The 19143-nt window shown below is 64.4% G+C and carries 17 protein-coding genes; 15 read left to right on the top strand and 2 right to left on the bottom strand.

The annotated features are described in order from the left end of the window. The first annotated feature begins 305 nt into the window (after positions 1-305). On the top strand, positions 306-1385 hold the full coding sequence (locus VHR41_14615) for a hypothetical protein (protein ID HEX3235429.1): 1080 nt from the start codon (positions 306-308) through the stop codon (positions 1383-1385). 68 nt (positions 1386-1453) lie between these two features. On the opposite strand, the gene VHR41_14610 is transcribed toward VHR41_14615, so the two are convergent. Further along, complete coding sequence (locus VHR41_14610; GenBank protein ID HEX3235428.1) at positions 1454-2356, bottom strand: hypothetical protein; 903 nt, start codon at positions 2354-2356, stop codon at positions 1454-1456. A 462-nt stretch (positions 2357-2818) separates the two neighbouring features. Between VHR41_14610 and VHR41_14605 the strand changes: the two genes are divergently transcribed. Together VHR41_14605 and VHR41_14600 are read left to right on the top strand one after the other, a co-directional pair. Further along, the gene (locus tag VHR41_14605; GenBank protein ID HEX3235427.1) at positions 2819-3310 is read left to right on the top strand and encodes a hypothetical protein; all 492 of its coding nucleotides are present in this window, start codon (positions 2819-2821) and stop codon (positions 3308-3310) included. Beyond that, on the top strand, positions 3307-5481 hold the full coding sequence (locus tag VHR41_14600) for a glycosyltransferase family 39 protein (protein HEX3235426.1): 2175 nt from the start codon (positions 3307-3309) through the stop codon (positions 5479-5481). Before VHR41_14605 ends, VHR41_14600 begins: the two co-directional genes overlap by 4 nt. Positions 5482-5696: 215 nt before the next feature. On the opposite strand, the gene VHR41_14595 is transcribed toward VHR41_14600, so the two are convergent. Next, positions 5697-7229 carry a hypothetical protein gene (locus VHR41_14595; protein HEX3235425.1) on the bottom strand — a complete coding sequence of 511 codons (1533 nt, stop codon included), beginning with the start codon at positions 7227-7229 and terminating at the stop codon, positions 5697-5699. 679 nt (positions 7230-7908) lie between these two features. Between VHR41_14595 and VHR41_14590 the strand changes: the two genes are divergently transcribed. From VHR41_14590 to VHR41_14535, 12 genes are all read left to right on the top strand, one after another. Further along, positions 7909-8088: a Flp family type IVb pilin gene (locus tag VHR41_14590; GenBank protein HEX3235424.1), complete on the top strand. Its 180-nt coding sequence runs from the start codon at positions 7909-7911 to the stop codon at positions 8086-8088. Between the two features lie 95 nt (positions 8089-8183). Then, positions 8184-8708 carry an A24 family peptidase gene (locus VHR41_14585; GenBank protein HEX3235423.1) on the top strand — a complete coding sequence of 175 codons (525 nt, stop codon included), beginning with the start codon at positions 8184-8186 and terminating at the stop codon, positions 8706-8708. Beyond that, a complete protein-coding gene (locus VHR41_14580) occupies positions 8705-9166 on the top strand; it encodes a TadE/TadG family type IV pilus assembly protein (protein ID HEX3235422.1) in 462 nt (153 codons plus the stop codon). The genes VHR41_14585 and VHR41_14580 overlap by 4 nt, the downstream gene beginning before the upstream one ends. A gap of 121 nt (positions 9167-9287) precedes the next feature. Further along, entirely contained in the window at positions 9288-10136 is an 849-nt protein-coding gene (cpaB, locus tag VHR41_14575; protein ID HEX3235421.1) for a Flp pilus assembly protein CpaB, read from the top strand. A gap of 19 nt (positions 10137-10155) precedes the next feature. After that, positions 10156-11505 carry a pilus assembly protein N-terminal domain-containing protein gene (locus VHR41_14570; protein ID HEX3235420.1) on the top strand — a complete coding sequence of 450 codons (1350 nt, stop codon included), beginning with the start codon at positions 10156-10158 and terminating at the stop codon, positions 11503-11505. Between the two features lie 60 nt (positions 11506-11565). Then, positions 11566-12810, top strand: coding sequence for a Tad domain-containing protein (locus VHR41_14565; protein ID HEX3235419.1), 1245 nt, complete (start codon positions 11566-11568; stop codon positions 12808-12810). A gap of 15 nt (positions 12811-12825) precedes the next feature. Continuing rightward, positions 12826-14073: an AAA family ATPase gene (locus tag VHR41_14560; protein ID HEX3235418.1), complete on the top strand. Its 1248-nt coding sequence runs from the start codon at positions 12826-12828 to the stop codon at positions 14071-14073. A 3-nt stretch (positions 14074-14076) separates the two neighbouring features. Then, positions 14077-15522, top strand: coding sequence for a CpaF family protein (locus VHR41_14555; GenBank protein ID HEX3235417.1), 1446 nt, complete (start codon positions 14077-14079; stop codon positions 15520-15522). After that, the gene (locus VHR41_14550) at positions 15516-16502 is read left to right on the top strand and encodes a type II secretion system F family protein (GenBank protein HEX3235416.1); all 987 of its coding nucleotides are present in this window, start codon (positions 15516-15518) and stop codon (positions 16500-16502) included. The genes VHR41_14555 and VHR41_14550 overlap by 7 nt, the downstream gene beginning before the upstream one ends. Before the next feature lie 9 nt (positions 16503-16511). Beyond that, the gene (locus tag VHR41_14545) at positions 16512-17438 is read left to right on the top strand and encodes a type II secretion system F family protein (protein HEX3235415.1); all 927 of its coding nucleotides are present in this window, start codon (positions 16512-16514) and stop codon (positions 17436-17438) included. Beyond that, positions 17435-17797, top strand: coding sequence for a DUF192 domain-containing protein (locus VHR41_14540; GenBank protein HEX3235414.1), 363 nt, complete (start codon positions 17435-17437; stop codon positions 17795-17797). Before VHR41_14545 ends, VHR41_14540 begins: the two co-directional genes overlap by 4 nt. Continuing rightward, a complete protein-coding gene (locus VHR41_14535) occupies positions 17794-19140 on the top strand; it encodes a hypothetical protein (GenBank protein HEX3235413.1) in 1347 nt (448 codons plus the stop codon). Before VHR41_14540 ends, VHR41_14535 begins: the two co-directional genes overlap by 4 nt. The last annotated feature ends 3 nt before the right edge of the window (positions 19141-19143 follow it).

The raw sequence follows: 19143 nt of genomic DNA, 5'->3' as shown, positions 1-19143 counted from the left end.
CCACCACTGTCGGGCGGTGAAGGCCGCGCCAAGGACGCCGGCAACCAGCACCTGGAGCAACATGCTTCCGGTCGAAGGGTCCACATAGGCGTGGGCGCTTCCCGGTACTAAGATTGAAACCAGCGCAAGCCAGCAGAGCAGTCGCAGAACTCTGCCCCGGTGCCTGTGCCGGGCTGCATCGGTCATACCCCCCTCCGGATGTCTTGGGAACCGGGATAAGAATTGTAACCAGTTCGACCGAAGCTGGTTAGCTACATGGTTGCTGCTTGCTCGCTTGAGGCCGCCCGCCTGAAAACGACACGGCCGTGTACGGGCCGGCAACGCTGCAGCAAGTATCTAGCCAGACGGGGCGCGAGAATTCCACTGAGACGGCCACCGCCAGCGAAAATCATAAACTGATGCCCAGGAAGGCGCAGATCGAACAGAACGTGGTCGCTGGACTGACCACTGGCCGCAGGGCAGTCGTCGCTCTCGCGATCGGATGCTTTGCCGCCGCGGTCGTTCACGCGGGTCATCAGCCACCGGTCCCGAAGTCGGATTGGGACGAAACCTGGGCGGCAGGGCGAGCCCTCCTGGAGGGATTGGATCCTTACGCCGCCCTGGCATCGGGCTATCATTTCGGTCAATTCAACTACCCGCTGGTGTATCCGGCGCCGGCCATACTCGTGGCGGCGCCCTTTGCAGTGCTGCCTCTGCAATCGGCACTGTGGCTCTGGGCGGGCATCGGAACGGCCGCGTTGGTGTGGACGCTTTTGGCGCGGGGCTGGTGGGGGCTGCTCGGTCTCGGTTCCGCTTTCTACCTCCATGCCCTGATCTCGGTCCAGTGGTCTCCCTTGCTGACGGCTGCGGCCGCAGTGCCGGCGCTCGGCTTCGTGTGGGCAGCGAAACCCACCATCGGGGCGGCCCTTTTTGCGGGCTGGCCATCTCGGGCCGCCCTCATCGGTGGGGTGGTCCTTACGCTGCTTTCCTTCGTGCTGGTACCAGGGTGGGTTCGACCATTTCTTGCCGCATCTTTGGCGATGCCCCACACGACACCACCAGTCGGCCGAGCAGGAGGATTCCTTCTGCTGCTGAGCTTTCTCCGCTGGCGCCGACCCGAGGCGCGCATGCTCGGAGTGCTTGCCCTGGTGCCCCAGACGACTCTGCTGTACGAGATGGTTCCCTTACTGCTGATCCCAAGGACCTTGCGTGAGATGCTGATACTCGTGGGTCTCTCGCTCATAGCTGGCGCATTCGCTATCCAGGCGGACCCGAGCCATCATCTGACCGCGGCAATCGGAACGCTCTGGCCCGTCTTTCTGCTGCTGGTCTATCTGCCCTGCCTTGTTCTGGTTCTCCGTCGCGACAATGAGCTTGAGACGATCCAAGCACCCAATGAGGAATGAGCACACGCCCTGTGCTCACCCGAGGCGTCGCGGAGCGTGAGCAGGCGTCCAGAATCCCCGGGCCAGGATCAGACGCCCTGTCCGACACCAGGGCCGCCAACGGCGTCGTCACCTTCGGTCGGTTCCCTTTTCACAGGGTGTTTCCTTGCTGACGGTCGGAGCACGCAAACCAGCATTGGGAGGTAGACCGCTCCGAGCAACCATGGCCAGACCAGCCTTTGGGCGGCTTCGAGCGTGGGCGCTACGAGGCGTGCTTCCATCGTCGCGGCGGTAGCGATCCAGGTGCCTAGACAGTAGATCGCCATCTCCGCCCCGCTGGCTGGGATGAGACACAGGGCCAGGGTCTCGTGTGGCAGTGAATTCAGGGGGACGACGGCTAGCGCCGCCAGGAGCCGTCCGCGCGGCTCGCGCCACCGGACGAGGCCAAGGAGGAGGAGCCACCCCCACGGCCGCTGGATGGCAGGTTGAATGACCAGCGTGCCGTGCACGGCCTGATGCCATTCAATTGGCCAGCGGGGCAGGATTGTCAGACTCACCGCCAATATTGCGATGCTCCCCACCACCGCTTTGCGCGACGGGTACGCCGCAAAGAGCACGAGGCCGCTGTTGGGCTTCATGGTGAACAGGCCCCCAAGCGTCGGCATGAGGGCCGCCGCAAGTAGGGCCTGGTTCGGCTGGGCCCGAAGCGCGGCGTAGACGTAGGCACCGCTCAAGAGGACCGACCAGCGCCACCACGGCTGGCCCTGGAGAGCCGCCCCGAACAACGCTCCAACGGCAACTCCGTAGACGGTGCGCGCTAGGACGAGCGGCAGCCATGCGAACGGCACGGCCATGAGGACTGCCGGAAGCGGATAGTAGAGTGGGTATTTCCAATGCTCGCGCCAGAGAGGGTAGGGGTCACGCCCGTTGACGAGATGCCGTGCGGAGTACCAAAGCAGGTCGAAGTCGCTTTCGGAGCGGTGAATCGCCAACAGTAGCACACCTGTAGCGACCGCGCCTAGAAGCGCCCCAAGCAGCCGCCGACGTGAAAGCGAAGCCACCATGGGGGCGGAGCATACCGATGGTGCCGCCGGGTGGCAATTAGACCGGAACTGGCGCCCATCGCTCTGGAGTGCAAGATTTAGCGTAGTTCCACCTACTTCAGACCCGAGAACAATTCAGGTAGCCGCTCGACCTGTGGTATCGTTCCTACAACTCCATCGCCTCGGGATGGTCTGCTGCGGCTTTGGGTCACAACATGAAGTGACGGCGTGCCTGGCGCAGGCCCGGGCGCGGGTCCACGCCGACCGTGAGCGCCTCCTCACCTATCCCCGAGCCGGCTGTCTGAAGAGGAGAGCGTCACCGGAGACTTCGGCACGGCCTTGAGAAGCTGCCCTGGATGTGGTGGTCAATTCGCGCCTCACACCTCCGTGTGTCCCTGGTGTGGGCGAAGCGTGCTGCTCGGCGTCATCGTTCAGCTCGGTGTGGCTGCTGTGCTGCTGATGGGTGTCGCGACATTCACCGGGATCATTGACTTGTCTAAGCTGGTGCACTCCGTGGTTCCTCAAGGAGTGCTGGCGACGCCTGAGGTGCCGCCGACAGCTCCTCAGGCTGCCAGGGACGATGGGAAGCCGATGCTCGACCGGGCATTTGAGGCCCTGCCGGCTCCCGACCAGGCAGGGAAAGGAGCCCAGCCGCCCAGCTGCAATGTCGCGGACTCGGCTCGCCTGAGTCGCCTGGGTCGCGAGCATCAGGATTGGAACCAGCAGGTGCGCGCCCTCATTTCGTGTCGTCAAGTTCGACCCGGATTCAATGTCGACCAACTTCGGGCCGCTATGGGCCGGCCGGCGAGGATAGTGCGGACTGACTCGGGCGGAGAGGAATGGATCTACAGTCACTTGAGGGTCGTCGTGAAGAACGGGCAGGTCGCAGCCGTCAAGCGTTGACCGCATCGCGTGTCCCGCCGCTTGCCGTCGCGGTGTTCGCGTTCGGCGCTCTCACCCGAATCGTCGGTTTTCTGCAGAATGCCTCACTTAGCGGCGATGAGGCGATGCTCGGTTTGAACATCGGGCGCCGCGGCTTTCTCCGATTGCTTCAACCCCTCGACTATGGTCAGGTCGCCACGATCCCCTTTCTCTGGGCCGAGCGCCTCCTCGTCCTGCTGGGGGGCGTCTCCGGCTACTCTCTGAGAGTGGTGCCGCTGCTCGCCGGCATCGGGCTGCTGTGGGTTCTTTATCGCTTGGCCGCCGAGGTGACCGGCCGAGTCGAGGCACTGGTGGCGCTGGCGCTGGTCGGCACGGCGTTTCCCCTGATCCGGTACTCCGTCGAGGTCAAGCCATACATCGTGGACGCGTTCGTTGCCACGGTGCTGGTCTGGACCGGATGCCGTGTGGCAGAGGACCTGGGCAACCGACGCAATTGGCTCCGGCTCGCGCTCGGCGGAGTGGCGGCCGTGCTGGTGTCCACACCGGCCCTCCTGGTCTCGGGTGCGGTGGCCGGAGGGTTGGCTGTGACTGCGCTCCGCGCCCGAAGGACACGGGCGTTGGTCGGACTCGGGGCGATCCTCACCTGTTGGCTGGCGATCTTCGGTGTCACCTACGCCACATGGTACGCCCCCAACGCCCGCGCCCCGTACATGCGCGACTTCTGGAGCCAAGCCATCCTGCGGCTTGGCACCCCCCATCTCATCTCCCGTTCCTGGTTGGGCCTCGAGGAAACCGGCTGTACCCTGACCTGCTGGCGCGGACTCGTCGACGTCACTCCTCTGCTTATCCTGCTGACTTGCATCGGGGTGGCCGGTATCTGGCGCCGCCGGGGCCCGGACTATGCCATTCTGGTCGCCGGCCCGCTCGCCGCCGCCTTCGGCGCTTCGGCGGTCGGCCAGTATCCCATCGCGGCACGCCTGGTGCTGTTCGCCGCCCCGCTCCTGGCGATTATGGTCGCAACTGGCCTGGTCGGCCTGGCGGAGCGCGCCGAGAGCATGTGGCCCCGAATCCGTTCCCGATGGCTGGTCATGGCTTTCCTCTACCCCTCGGTGATGGTCGCGGCGGTGCTTACGTTCGTGCCACCACCGGACTGGGGGATTCGAGGTTTGGAGGTACGCCCCTTGGCGGACGACTTCCGAGTTCGTTCCAGAGGAGAGCCGATCTACGTGTTTGCCCGGGTCACCCCGCCCTGGGTCTTCCACACCACGGACTGGAGCCGGCCGGACACGGCGCGTCTGGCCTGGGTAGCCAGGATTGCAGGGCCTGATGGCCCGGGCTTCGTCAATGGGGCGAGCCGGGGAAGGCGGGTCGCCGGCGATGCGGATTCGCTGGTCTACCGGCAGAAACGCGGAATCGAGCTCTTTGGCACCCCGAGTGGATCTCAGGGCCGGATGGGCACGGGGTATACTCCGCCCCAGCCCGATCCGGGCTGGGCAGAGAATGAAGCCAGAAGAATTCGCGACGCCGCTCGGCCTTACGCCTGGATGGTGCTCTCGGACTATGCCCACCCTAATCTGGATGAGCGCGCATTGCTTATGGCCGCCGTTGACGATGCCGGTGGAGAGGTGATCTATACCAACCAAACGGCGGACGCAGTGCTGTATCGACTGCGCTTTAATCCTCCGCGACGAATTGAGGCCCGATGCTCCCCCACGAATATGAAGCGATGCATGCGCTCGAAACCCAACATTGGTGGTTTCGGGGACGTCGCAGGGTGCTGCTCGATTTCCTCCGCGCCGTCACCACGACCCGCTCATCAGTTCCGCGGATCCTCGACTACGGGTGCGGCACGGGTGGCAGTACCAGCGTCTACGCATCATTGGGAGAGGTCTTCGGGATCGAACCGGACCGTGAGGCGGTATCACTCACGGGGGCGCGGGGTGGTGGCCGTTTCTGCCGTGCAGTCGGGACCCAGCTGCCTTTCCGCGCGGCCGTGTTCGATGCTGTCGTGGCGTCCGACGTGCTGGAGCACATCGAGAACGACCGCGTGGCCGTGGCCGAAGTGGTGCGGGTGCTCAAGCCTGGGGGAGCGTTTGTCTTCAGCGTGCCGGCCCACCCTTGGCTTTTCTCCGAGCACGACGCCGCTCTTCTCCACTTCCGCCGTTACACCCGGTCGGCACTTCGCTGTCTGATGGAGGAAAGCGGACTCCAGATCGAGCGGCTCTCGTACTGGAATACGGCACTTTTCCCCGTCGTCTGCCTCCGCCGACTACTCGCCCGCCGGCGGGCTGGGGCCCAGGCGGATTCGGATGTCAGACCGGTCCCATGGCTGGTCAACGAGACCCTTGCGTCGATCTTGACTACTGAGGCCACGATCCTGCGCCATGTTTCGCTGCCCTGGGGCGTGTCACTCGTCGGTACGGCGCATCGGGCGTGAGCCCGACTCCGGACAACGGTCAATAGCCTGGTCGGCCGAGTCGGCGAGCGCAGGTGTCATGTCCAAGGGAGTATCGGCACGCCGAATCACCACGGCGAGAGAGTCGCAGTACCATGTACGCCAGCGCCCGTCTCGCACAAGCTCGTGTGGCAACGGCGCATTTCGCGGTAAGAGCAGGAGAGAGATGTCCCACTTGGCCAAGAGCTCCCGCCACCCTGGACTCATCCGGGTGATCTTCGAGTACTCCCGAAACAACTCCACACCGAAGAAGTCCGTTCCCCCATCGATGAAGATCTTTTGCTCCGGCCAGGCGTAATCGACGTAGCCGCCCCAGGCAAACTCGGTGAATAAGTGCCCCTGGAGATGGGCAACTCTGGCCTGCTGGACCGCGGTGACCGGAAAGACGGTGGCATCGAACCGGTCGTCGATGAGCTTCAGTGAGCCCAACAGCCCGTGGCTGAGCGCGAGGGCCAGCATCAAGAGCGTCGTCGGAACTGTCCAGATGAGGGTGGTGGCCGCCCTGGCGGTGATCTCGAAGCGCCCGCGCACGCCTCTCGGGTCGGGCAGTCGGCGCCACGCCTCGTCCATGTGAAGGGCCACCAAGGGGAGTGCCGTCAGGCCGAACAGCGACATGTTGCGCACCGCAATCAGGGATAAGGCCGTTCCCGCGCAGATCACCAGCAGGCGGGGGAGCGACGGGCGATTCCCCTTGGCGCTCAGCGCCATGATGCAGATGAGCAGCGCCCCCAGGAATAGCTTCGGTCCGACCTCGTGGAAGTCGGGCGAAGTGAATTCTGCCGTATTGTCGAACACGTACTGCTGGCTTAGGAACTCGAATAAGTGCCGATGCAAGCCTATCCCATGTGGATTGAGCAGGGTGGCGCTGACCGCTGCCATTAGCGCCGTGGAGTAGTACCGCACACGAGCTGCCCACTTGGCCCTTGCGCATCCGAGGGCGAACTCGCCAATGCTGCCGGCCAGGTACAGCCCCGTTAGGATCCAGCCGTAAAGGAAGCCACCGTGGACGTTTGCCCAGACCGCAAAAAGGGCGGCGAATGGCAGGAAGGGCTTGTGGGGCTCCCGGTCTAGCAGCTCCAGGAGAAGCATCACGGCCACGAACGAAAAGAGATGGGGGCGTGCCAGCCAGTGCCCCGCGCCCACGAGCGCTGCCATGAGGGTGGTTAGGTAGGCCAGCAGTGGATCCACCCCGCGCCTGAGGAGGAATCTCGCCAGCAGGGCATAGGTGAGTCCCACCAGGAGCCCCGCCAACACTGCCACTCCCGGAAGTCCGCCGGCACGCTCGGCGAGGGAATAGAAGATCTGGCTGCCGTACTCGAACCCCACGAACGGGGCGCCGGGACGGGTGAAAGAAAACGGGTCGTGGCGGATGAGAGCTCCGTGATCCAGCATGTAGCGGCCATGTCGAAGATGGCGGGCCAGGTCCCCGTCCGAGTTGAGCAGCGGCTGCTGGAGGCCGATCGGCACCACGGCCGCCAGAATCACGAAAACCACGGCCGGGATGGATGGAGGGCCTGGCCGGAAAGCCTGTCGGAAGACCTGGGGCGTCATGGATTCCTGTCGCTGTTGGCCGGACACGGGGTGAGATCTGGCAGGTGGACTCAATTATCCGGTTTCCCGCCGACCTGGGCAAACATAGGCCTTTCTGGCCCACTTGCGGCGGGGGTGCCAGACCCGTACCATCACTACCTCACAGCAACAGGGAAGTGGCATTCCTGAGGGATTGTTTGGCCGTTTTGGGCGGTTTCGAGTTGCGCGGGCGCAACGTTCGTCTGCACCAATCCTGCAGCAGCGAGACTCTGGCCCGAGTCCTGAACGATGTCCCTCCCGAAGCCAATTCTGGCCGACGGTTGTGCGGGCCGAGCCTATCTGATAAAGCTTTCAAAGACAATAGCTTGTAGGGGAGCTGGAGGCACTTTACCAGCTGTGGAGTTGAACCTGAGCTTGCTTTGGGACCATGCCTATACCCCCCGTGTGGGCATGCCTTTTGCCCGGTGTCATGCGCATTACCACTCCTTAGCGCAATGTCTGTTACCGGCCTGTGTCCGGCTCGGGTTTACGGCGGATCCTCACCCCTGAGGTCTGCCCGTCCGGGGTGATCCTGGCTCTCTGGGCTAGGTCCCCACAGTCAGTACCACCCTATCCGTGGTTGGAGGAACAACGTATGGTGAACCTCGCGAAGGCTTTCTGGAACGACGAGTCGGGGCAGGGTCTGGCGGAGTATGCCCTGCTGCTCGGTCTCATCGTGGTTGGTGTGGTCCTCATCATCAAGGGAATGGGCGCCCACATCAAGAACATCTTCGGTAAGGCGAACAACTCGCTGAATTCCGCGGATACCCCCTAACCTTCGCGGGGTTCCGGGTTGGGCGAGGTTGCCAGAGGAATTCCGCGCTCAGGCCCCCTGGCTAGTGTGGTCCAGGCAGCCCGGAGGGGGCAGGCGTGATTCAGACCGTGGCGGACGTGGTGATCACGATGTTCCTCTGTGCGGCAGCGTGGTGGGATATCACCAGCCGCCGCGTTCCGAACCAGCTGACCCTTGCGGGACTCGCGGCGGCGGTGCTGCTGCGAGCCCCGCTTGGTTTGGAGGCCTGCCTACGGGGTCTCGAGGGGTTCGGGGTGGCACTCGGAGTTGCCCTCCTCTTCTATGCCCTCGGGGCGGTCGGGGGGGGCGACGCCAAGCTCCTGGCCGTGGCGGGAGCGTTCTTGGGAGTTAATGCGCTCCCCGGCGCTTTGGCGTACATTGTGCTATTGGGGGCGGCCTTGGCCGTGGTCATGATGGCCAGGAAGCGCCTCCTCGTCTTGCTTTTCATCAATACGTTGGAGCTGTTCCGGACCCGGCGCATGCTCGCGCGCGAGGGCGAAGTGCGGACGCTGGATTCTCCCGGCGCCCTGACGATCCCGTACGCCGTCCCGATCGCTGTCGGGACCCTCATGTGGTGGTTCGGACAAGGAGTCCGGTTATGAGACCTAGGAGGGGGAAAGGTGGCCGGGGTCGTCGAGGCCAAGCCCTGGCGGAATTCGCCTTGATCATGCCCCTGCTATTCCTGCTCATCGCAGGCATCATCGAGTTTGGCCGCGGGTGGAACATCAAGCAGGCGGTGACCGATGCCGCCCGGGAGGGAGCCCGGTATACCGTCGTACAGGATCCCGCTGGGGCGGCGCTGAGCATGACGGATGTCGAGGACAAGATTAAGGAGCGCCTCGCGCTCGCGAGCATCCCGACCACGGATCCACCCACGACGATCTCCATTACCCCTGCTGGGTTCTTTAAGTGTGGCGCCGGGGGCGCCGGTGAGCCGATGACCGTGCTGGTCTCGACCACGCACCGAATGGGCTTTGTGGGCGCGCTGCTGGGATGGGCCGGTGGGAGCAGCACAATCACCATCTCCTCCACGTCAACTATGCGGAACGAGTGTACATGACCGTGCTGGTCTCCACCACGCACGGCATGGGCTTTGTGGGCGCCATGCTGGGATGGACCGGTGGGAGCAGCACGATCACCATCTCCTCCACGTCAACTATGCGGAACGAGTGTTGATTCCTATGCGAAAAGCGCGTCCTTGGCTGATGCTGGTCCTCGCCCTCTCGTCCGGTGGGCTGGCCGCGGTACTCGCCCTGCGTTATCTGCGCGAGCAGGCGACGCCGCTGATGGCGGCGGAGCCGAAGAAAGTCAACGTCGTGCTGGCCGCACGGAGTCTGCCGATCGGCTCGGTCATTACCGAACAAGACGTCAAGATCGTGGGCTGGCCGGGCGCTGCGGTCCCCGGTGGCTACATCGGTTCGATTGCCGACGCCCTTGGCCGCGGGGTCATCACCTCAGTGGCCGAAAACGAGCCCCTGCTGGCCGCAAAGGTCTCGACCAAGGATGCCGGCGGTGGGTTGCCGATCATCATCAAGGATGGAATGCGGGCGATGAGCGTCCGGGTGGACGAGGTCATCGGCGTCGCCGGCTTCGTCGGTCCTGGAACCCACGTCGACGTGATGCTCACACTCGATAAGGGCGACACTCGTTCGCAATCCAGTACCCGCACCATTCTCCAGAATGTGCAGGTCCTGGCGGCGGGTCAGCAGGTTCAGCGCGACAAGGATGGAAAGCCGCAGACTGTCAGCGTCGTCACGCTCCTCGTGACGCTCGAGGACGCCGAGCTTCTGGTATTGGCGGGCAAGGAAGGACGCATCCAGCTTGCCCTTCGGAACACGCTGGACACCCTGTCGGTCGCGACCGCCGGCGCGAAAGCGGACCAGCTCACTCCGGGCGGAGCGCCCCCGCGCGCCCCACGATCTCCCTCCCGCAACCGGGTCGTGCCCGAGGTTGCGCCCAGAGTGGACCACACGGTCATTGAAGGATACCGTGGCGGTGAGCGCACGCTGACGACGTTCCAGAAGCCCTGACCCTTACTCCGGGAGATTCGTGAGCACCCATCGGCGCGGCCTGATCCCTGTCCTGTCTCTCCGGCGCCTCGTGGGATGCGCCGCCCTGCTCGGGGTTCTGAGCGTCCAGACCGCCGCGGCGCAGCGCGTGGTGCGCGCCCCGGAACAGGTCGTCTCGGTGTCGAAGGGGGCCTCGGCCCTGCTGGTCAACACCACGGCGATCCAGCGGTTCTCCATCGGCGATCCAACGGTCGCCGAGGCCGTCGTCGTCTCGCCCACCGAGGTCCTGATCAACGGGAAGGCGCTGGGTACCACCAGTCTCTTCCTGTGGGACAACGCGGGCGCCATCAAGCTCTACTCCATCGAGGTCACCGCGGACGCGGCAGGTATGGAGCGCTACCTGGCCTCCGTGCTCGAGGGCGAGCACGTGGACGTTGTGGCGAGCGGAAACGTCGTGACCCTCTCCGGCACGGTCCGGGACGCCAGCGTGGCCAACCGCGCGGTGGAGATCGCCAAGGGCTCGGGTGCCACCATCGTGGACAACCTGACCACTCCCGAAGCCGTCCAGGTGATGCTGAACGTGCGGTTCGCGGAAGTGAACAAGAGCGTACTCAAGCAGTTCCGCTCCCAGATCGCGACGCTCAACCCTCACAAACTGGACGACAACGGTAACTGGCAGGGTGCCAGCAACACTGTCCCCCCCGGTAATACCGGTGCGGGCGGATTCTCCGATGGCATCGTCGATGTCGGCCTGTTCAATGCCAATGCCAGCATCGAGCTCCTGATTCGGGCGCTACAGTCGAAGGGCGACTTCCGGAGCCTCGCCGAGCCGAACCTCATCACCTTGCCTGGCAAGGAGGCGAGCTTCCTGGCCGGCGGCGAGTTCCCCTATCCAGCCGTGCAGGGCGGCGGCGGCTCCGGCTCGGTGTCGATCGTCTTCAAGGAGTTCGGCATCCGGCTCAAGTTCCTCCCGACCATCACCCGGAACGGAAGCATCCGGCTCAAGGTCATGCCGGAAGTCTCCTCGCTCGACTTCTCGAACCCGCTGGTCTTCGGGGGCTTCACCATCCCGAGCATTCTGTCTCGCCGGGCCGAGACCGAGGTCGAGATGAAGAATGGGCAGTATCTGGCCATTGCCGGGCTGATGGACAACACACTAACTGATAACGCTACTAAGATTCCGATCCTGGGGGATCTCCCGATCCTGGGACAATTCTTCCGTTCCAAGGACGCTCGGCAGAACCGCACCGAGCTCCTGGTGCTGGTCTCGCCCAAGCTGGTATTGCCGAGCGACACTCCGGCGCCGCTGCCGACCGGCGAGCCCCAGACCTGGCGCTGGAGCGGGTCTATGAAGATGCGGGCATCGGTGGACACGAATTCCACGAAGTGACGCTATTGGGATCACGAAGTGACGCTACTGGGATGTTGTAGTCGACGATTCGGAGGCGGTATGAGTCGCACTATTGCACGCAGAGACCGGCGCGGCGTCGCACTCGTGATCATGGCGGTGATGATCATCATGACGCTCGGGATGGCGGCCCTCGCCATCGACTACGGAATGATCAAGTCGTCTCAGACCGAGGCGCAGCGGGCGGTGGACGCCTCGGCCCTGGCCGGCGCGAGTGCCTTCCAGATCTCGGACCCGGCCGTCGACAAGAATGCGCTTGCCATCACGCGGGCGAAGGAATTTGCCCGGAAGCACACCGTGCACAATGTCTTGATCACGGACCCAGAGGTCGACGTTCATCCCGACGCGACGGTCGACACGGTCGGTGTAGTTTGGGCGCGGTCCGGTCTCAGGCTCTGGTTCGCGAACATCTTCGGTTCCAGCACGATGGGAATCACCGCGCACGCGACGGCTCAGGCCAGCGAATCTGGCAACGCGAACTGCCTCAAGCCGGTCGCGCTGCCCGACATGTGGAACAACGTCAACAACGTGACGTCGGCGAACTCAGGACCAGGGACGCAGCTTGAAGATAAGAACGGCAATCACGTCTGGGATGCCCCGGACCTGAACGGTAACGGCATAGTCGACCCGGGCGAATTTGAGCCGTGGACGTTCAACACTGGGGACGTCTACGATCCCCCGACCACCGGCTACGGCACTACGTTTCGTGATGGGTACACTGCTCCGGTTAAGGATTACGGCAGGCAGGTTCTCCTGCAAACCTTCGATCAGAGTCCAAGCGGCGACAGACTCGTCTCGTCGTATTTTCGAACCTGGCAGGACAACGCCAACACGGGGGGTGTGGATTCCCTCGCGGCAGGCATCAGGGGCGAGCGCTGCATCGAGGCCTCGGTCGGTACCCCGTACACTCAGGCCAATGGCGCCAAGGAACCGCTGCAGCTCGCCTGGGAGTACATCATCAATCAAGATGCTTCGGCCCATTGGCAGGATACCCCGACCGCTACGGTAGTCGGCTCAACCTTTGGGACTAACTGGCTGACTCAGAGTCCTCGGGTAGTCGTCGTCGGCCTCTATCCTCCCGCTATGGCCAACTCCCCGAGCTCGAACCCGATTCAGTTTACGAACTTCGCCAAGATTTGGATTGACCAGCGACCCTGCTCGGCCACCTCGGGCGGGCTGGGGACCTGTAAGAACCCCATCACTGCCAGGTTCCTGGGGTATGTTGAGGGTGGCACTGGTGGTCCGACCACCGGCTCTCTCATCAAACGCCTCGTCCTCATTAAATAAGGAAGCTGGGCTATCGTGACATCTCCGGCTGTCCCACGGGCCGCACTGATCACTACCGATCCCGGGTTCGGGGATCTGGTGCGGCACGTGCTCACGGGCCCTGACCGGCCGCTAGCGATCGAACTGGAATTGACCGTACCGTTCAGCGAGTTCGGCGAACAACAGCTCCACGCGTTGCGGTCGGTAGTGCCCGAGGTCATCCTGTTGGATTTGGAGGACGCGCCCGACCTCGGGCTCAAGTTCGCCCAGTTCATGCTCGACCAGAACCCGGCTCAGCTTTTCGTTGCCACGGGGCCGGTTCTATCGAGCGAGCACCTGCTCGCGGCCATGCGGGCTGGAGTCTCCGAGTATCTGCCGAAGCCCGTGGCGCCGGAGGACCTCCGGGCCGCGGCTACACGGGTCGCCGGAAAGCTCAGGAAACCGGGTGCCGACCAGCAGCGAGCTCCCGGACGGATCCTCGCCTTTTTTAGTCCCAAGGGCGGGGGAGGCTCTACTACGCTCGCCACCAATCTGGCGATCGTGGTCCATAAGACGACGCACAAGCGCACCCTCCTCGTCGATCTGGACCTGGAGATGGGGGAGAGCGCGCTGGTTCTCGGGGTGCAGCCACGGTTCAACTTCGTGGACTTCGTGGAAAATTTCCGCCGGATGGACGCCGGCCTGCTGGCCTCGTACATCGAGCGGCACGATTCCGGCGTCCATCTGCTCTCCGCACCGTTTCAGCCGGAGAAGGCGGAGACCGTTACGGCCGATCAGATCCGCCGCATCCTGGCGTTTCTCCGGCAGCACTACGACTACATCATCGTGGATACGCCCAGGTCGTTCGCCCCGCCCATCCTGGCGGTGTTCGAGCAGGCGGATCTGGTCTTTATCGTGAGCACGGTGGATCTACCGTCGCTGCGGAACATCCAGCGCGGCTTTCCCTTGCTCAAGCGGGTGCTGCCCCGAGGCGAGGAGCAGGTCCGACTGGTGCTCAACCGCTACAATCCTGATGACGCGATCTCGCCCGCGGATGTGGAGCGGAGTCTCGGACTCAAGGTTTACTGGAAGATCAGCAACGACTACGAAGCGGTAATGGGGTCGGTGAACTCGGGCAAGCCGATCGTGCTCAACGGCGGGTCGTCGTACGTCCGGGACATCAAAGGATTGTCGGCCGCACTGACCGGGGTGGCTGAGGCCAAGGTCGCCCGTGGCCCTCTCGGCAGACTCACAGCGTCGGTCGGCAAAGTCTTCGGACGCAACAAGGGGCAAGGAGGAAAGTAGGCCATGGCCAATCACGGCGCAGTGACACCGGGGGGTGGGGGAGCCAACGGGCAGCGCGCGCTGATGCCCTGGGAGCGCGCCAAGGCCGCGGCCGACGCGGCCGGCTCCAATGGGTCGAGCGGTGGCATGCTCAGCGACGCTGCCAACCTGCACGCGCTGCAGCAGGTCAAAGGCCGGATCCACCGGAAGCTGCTGGAACGACTCAACCTCTCCAACCTCGACCGGCTGGACCGCGGGCAGGTCGCCGAGGCGATCCGCAAGGTGGTGCACGACCTGATCACTCAGGAGTCGCTGCCGCTGAACTTCGAGGAGCGGGACCTGGTGGTGAACCAGGTGCTGGATGAGATCTTCGGGTTGGGACCGCTGGAGCCGCTGATCCAGGATCCCGAGGTCTCCGACATCCTGGTGAATACCTACAAGCAGGTCTTCATCGAGCGGCACGGCCGGCTGGAACGGACCGACGTCATCTTCCAAGACGACCGCCACCTGCTCCAGGTGATCGACCGCATCGTCTCGGCCGTGGGCCGCCGGATCGACGACTCCTCGCCGATGGTGGACGCCCGCCTGCCTGACGGCTCCCGTGTCAATGCCATTATCAAGCCGCTCGCGCTGGACGGGCCTCACCTCTCGATCCGTAAGTTCAAGCGCGACGCGCTCTCCGGCGAGGACCTGTTGCGCACCGAGAGCCTGACCGAGCCGATGCTCGAGCTGCTCAAGTGCGTGGTCAAAGCGCGGCTCAATGTGCTCATCTCGGGCGGCACTGGCGCTGGCAAGACGACGCTGCTCAATATCATGTCGTCCTACATCCCGCCTAACGAGCGGGTCCTCACCATCGAGGACTCGGCCGAGCTCCAGCTCAAGCAACCTCATGTGGTACGGCTGGAGACCCGGCCGGCCAACATCGAGGGCTCGGGAGAGGTGCCGCAGCGGCTCCTCCTGGTCAACGCCCTCCGTATGCGGCCCGACCGGATCATCATGGGTGAGTGCCGCGGAGCCGAAGCGATCGACATGCTGCAGGCGATGAACACCGGCCATGACGGATCGATCACCACGCTGCACGCCAACACCCCGCGCGATGCGTTGAGCCGCCTGGAGACCATGATCTCCATGGCAAACCTCGACCTGCCGGAGCGGGCCATGCGGCAGCAGATCGCCAGCGCGATCAACGTGGTGATCCAGGTGAGCCGTATGTCGGACGGCACCCGGAAGATCATGCAGCTTTCGGAGATCGTCGGCATGGAAGGTGACATCATCACCATGCAGGACATCTTCGTATATGAACGCGAGGGGATCGGTCCCGATGAAAAGGTGTTGGGGCACTTCCGCGCCACCGGTATTCGGCCGCGCTTCTCTGAGCGGCTCAAGGCGTTCGGCATCGATCTCTCGAGCTTGCTCTTCTCCAATCTCAGTTCGCCCGAAGCGGCGCGCGGAGGAGCCCAGCGATGGTAGGGATTCCCAACAACATCTGGATCCCGGCCTTCGTCGCCTTCATCGCGGTGGCGCTGGGTACGGTTTCCATCGCGCTCTTATGGGAATGGGCTCAGGAGCAGCGGCGGAAGACCAAGATGGTGGGGGAGCTGCGCTCGCTGGCCAACGAGAACTTCGAGAGCGGCTCCGGGCGCCCGATCTTCCGGTCGGCAATTCTCGATTCTCCCTGGCTCCGGCCGCTCGCTGCCCGGATGCCGGCTCTGCAGGACGCCGAGCTGATGCTCCAGCAGGCCCATCTGTCATGGACCCTGCAGACGCTGATTATTATCTCGATCGGACTCTCGGTGGCGCTGGGGTTCTCGATCCTGATCCTCACCCAGTCATTCTTGATCGCCATTCCGGTCGCCGTGCTGGGTGCGCTGATGCCGACGCTGTATGCGCGCTTCCGCCGAGACCGGCGGCTTAGCCAATTCGAGGAAATGCTGCCGGAGTCGATCGACCTAGTGGGCCGGGCTCTACGGGCGGGGCACCCGCTTTCCTCCGGCTTCAAGATGGCCGCGGATGACGGCGCCGAACCGGTGGCGAGCGAGTTCCGCCGAGTGTTCGAAGAGCAGCGGTTCGGGCTGCCGGTGCAGGACTCATTGCTGGGCATGGCCGACCGGGTGAACATCGTGGACGTCCGCATCCTGGTGACTGCCATCCTCATCCAGCGCGAGGTCGGCGGCAACCTGGCCGAGATCCTGGACAATCTGGCGGCCGTGATCCGAGCGCGCTTCACCATTCGTCGCCAGATCAAGGTGTATACGGCTCAGGGCCGAATGACGGGCTACCTGCTCTCGTTGCTGCCCTTTTTCCTTTTCGGCATTCTGTACTGGATTGCCCCGGAATACATGATCGTCCTGTTCACCGACCCGATCGGAAAGGTGCTCGTGGCGACGGCCCTGAGCATGCAGCTCGCCGGATTTTTCTGGATCCGGAAGATCGTCAACATCGAAATCTGAGGCGCACCCATGCTGGCGTTGATCGCGGTGCTGACCGCGTTTGCGGTCGTTTCGCTGTTGCTGCTGCTGGGGCAGGTCGCCCCCGGCCGGGGAACTCTGTCCACCCAGCTCGACGAGCTGCAGTCGATCGGCGGCCCCGAGGAGACCCTGGCCCGCCGCCGCCGGCAGGCACGGTCGGACCGCCTCAAGGCGGTGCTTCAGGCGTTCGGCGAGCGGATGGAAAGCGGACGCAAGGACACCAGTCAGGTGCGACTGTTCCTGCTTCAGGCTGGCTATCCGGAACATAATGCGGTCGCCATCTACTGGGCCTCGCGCGTTACGCTGGCCGCCTCGTTCACGGTCGGAGCGCTGCTGCTTCTTCCGCTCGCAGGCGTGTCTGCGGTTCAGACCATGCTGGGGGTGCTGTGGCTCGGCGCCATGGGATGGGTCTTCCCCGTGTTCTACGTCCGAAGCCGCCTCAAGTCCCGCCAGAAGGAGATCCAGAAGGCGATGCCGGACATGCTGGACATGCTGGTGGTCTGCGTCGAGGCGGGGCTGGGCCTCAACCAGGCGCTGGTCCGGGTGGCCGATGAGATCGACCATGTAAGCCTGGTCATGAGCGAGCAGCTCGCCCTGGTGAATCTGGAGATGCGGGCCGGCACCCCCCGCGACGAGGCCCTCAAGAACCTGGCGGAGCGTACCGGACTGCCTGACATCAAGTCCCTGGTGGGCATGCTGATCCAGACGGACCGCTTCGGCACGTCGGTTGCCGACGCACTTCGAGTCCACTCCGAAACCATGCGCACCAAGCGCCGGCAACGGGCCGAGGAGGCGGCGGCCAAGACGACCATCAAGCTGGTCTTCCCGCTGGTGCTCTTCGTCTTCCCGGCAATGTTCGTTGTGGTATTGGGGCCGTCGGTCATCGCTCTGTACAGGATGTTCGTCAACCTTCAATGAGGCTGGTGCAGGTCATCAATGCGGACCGGGGAGTCGAGCTGGGTCGCCGGATCGCGCTGGCTGACCACTGGCTTTCCCGGCTCCGCGGCCTGCTGGGGCGGCCCGAGCCCCAGCCGGGCGAAGGCCTGCTCCTGGTGCCCTGCCGGTCGGTGCACATGATGGGCATGCGTTATCCGATCGACGTCGCGTTCCTGGATTCAGATCGGCGGGTGCTGTCGATTCATTGCGGGCTTCGTCCCGGGCCGCGCACCGCCGGAATCCGTGGCGCCCGCTACGCGCTCGAGCTTCCCAGTGGTACGCTGGACGCCACCGGAACCGTTCCCGGTAACCGACTCAACTGGCAGGAGAGCACGCTATGAGCGCCGTCCCGGCTATCCCGCACCTCGACGAGGAGCCTGCACCTGGCCGCCCCGACGCCCCGAGGACACCCGAGAAGCTGGAGGAGCTCGGCCTGGCCCCCGATGCGGTGCGCGACCTCCTGCTCAAGGCGCTCTATGTGCAGGGCAGCCGGACCGGCCAGGAGCTGGCGGAGTACGTCTGCCTTCCGTTCGGCCTGGCGGACGAGGAGCTGTTGACCCTCCAGCAGCGCCGCTTCGTCGAGGTACGCGGCACCATCGGCCCCAACCGGGCGAGCTACCGGTTCGACCTGGTCGCCGACGGACGGGCCCGCGCCAAGGACGCCCTGGAAGCGAGCCAGTACGTAGGACCGATCCCGGTGCCGCTCGCCCAGTACCGCGCATGGATCGAGGCCCAATCGATCCGCCACGCCCACGTGACCCAGCAGGTGATGCGGGACGGCTGCGACCACCTGGTGTTGGACGAGGAGCTGTTCGACATGCTGGGCCCCGCGGTCAACTCGTCCAAGTCGATCTTCCTGTACGGCCATCCGGGCAACGGCAAGACCGCGATCGCCGAGGCGATCTCCCAGATGCTGGGCGGGTCACTCTACATTCCTTATGCGGTGGACATCGACGGTCAGATCATGACCGTCTTCGACGGCGTGCATCACGAGGAGATCGAACCGGAGGGCGGCCGCTCCGACGACCAGGGTATCTGGCTCCGCACCGGCTCCAGCTTCGACCGCCGCTACGCCTTGATCAAGCGCCCCGTGGTGGTCACCGGCGGCGAGCTCTCCATGGAGCAGCTCGATCTCCAGTACGATCCGTTCACCAAGCTCTACCAGGCGCCGTTCCAGGTGAAGGCCAACGGCGGCGTGCTCATCGTGGACGACTTCGGCCGCCAGCGGGTGCCCCCGCGCGACCTGCTCAACCGCTGGATCGTCCCGCTCGAGAAGCGGACCGACTTCCTGACCCTGCACACCGGGGCCAAGTTCCCCATTCCGTTCGACTGTCTGCTGATCTTCGCCACCAACCTCGACCCGGCCGACCTGGTGGAGGAGGCGTTCCTTCGGCGGATCCACTACAAGATCCCGGTGAACGACCCCTCCAAGGAAGGCTACGAGGAGATCTTCCGGCGCTGCTGCGAAGGCTACGCCATCGATTTCGACCCGGCCGCGCTGGCCCAGATCGACCGTGACTGGTACCAGGGGATGAACATCCCGGCGCGCGCGTGCCATCCGCGGGACATCCTCTCCCACGTGTGCGACATCGCCAAGTACCGGGAGACCACGCCTCGGCTCACCCGCGATCTGGTGGACATGGCGTGCCGCTCCTACTTCCTCAGCAACCCGCAGGACCACTGACGC

It is taken from the genome of Gemmatimonadales bacterium (assembly GCA_036265815.1).
Classification (GTDB): domain Bacteria; phylum Gemmatimonadota; class Gemmatimonadetes; order Gemmatimonadales; family GWC2-71-9; genus CAVVWJ01.
Note: the sequence above shows the minus strand (reverse complement) of the source record. Positions and strands in the feature narration are given on the sequence as shown.

Coding starts and splice junctions, on each gene's coding strand:
- VHR41_14590 (HEX3235424.1), top strand. CDS start 7,909: ATGGTGAACCTCGCGAAGGCTTTCTGGAACGACGAGTCGGGGCAGGGT.
- VHR41_14580 (HEX3235422.1), top strand. CDS start 8,705: ATGAGACCTAGGAGGGGGAAAGGTGGCCGGGGTCGTCGAGGCCAAGCC.
- cpaB (HEX3235421.1), top strand. CDS start 9,288: ATGCGAAAAGCGCGTCCTTGGCTGATGCTGGTCCTCGCCCTCTCGTCC.
- VHR41_14565 (HEX3235419.1), top strand. CDS start 11,566: ATGAGTCGCACTATTGCACGCAGAGACCGGCGCGGCGTCGCACTCGTG.
- VHR41_14555 (HEX3235417.1), top strand. CDS start 14,077: ATGGCCAATCACGGCGCAGTGACACCGGGGGGTGGGGGAGCCAACGGG.
- VHR41_14550 (HEX3235416.1), top strand. CDS start 15,516: ATGGTAGGGATTCCCAACAACATCTGGATCCCGGCCTTCGTCGCCTTC.
- VHR41_14545 (HEX3235415.1), top strand. CDS start 16,512: ATGCTGGCGTTGATCGCGGTGCTGACCGCGTTTGCGGTCGTTTCGCTG.
- VHR41_14540 (HEX3235414.1), top strand. CDS start 17,435: ATGAGGCTGGTGCAGGTCATCAATGCGGACCGGGGAGTCGAGCTGGGT.
- VHR41_14535 (HEX3235413.1), top strand. CDS start 17,794: ATGAGCGCCGTCCCGGCTATCCCGCACCTCGACGAGGAGCCTGCACCT.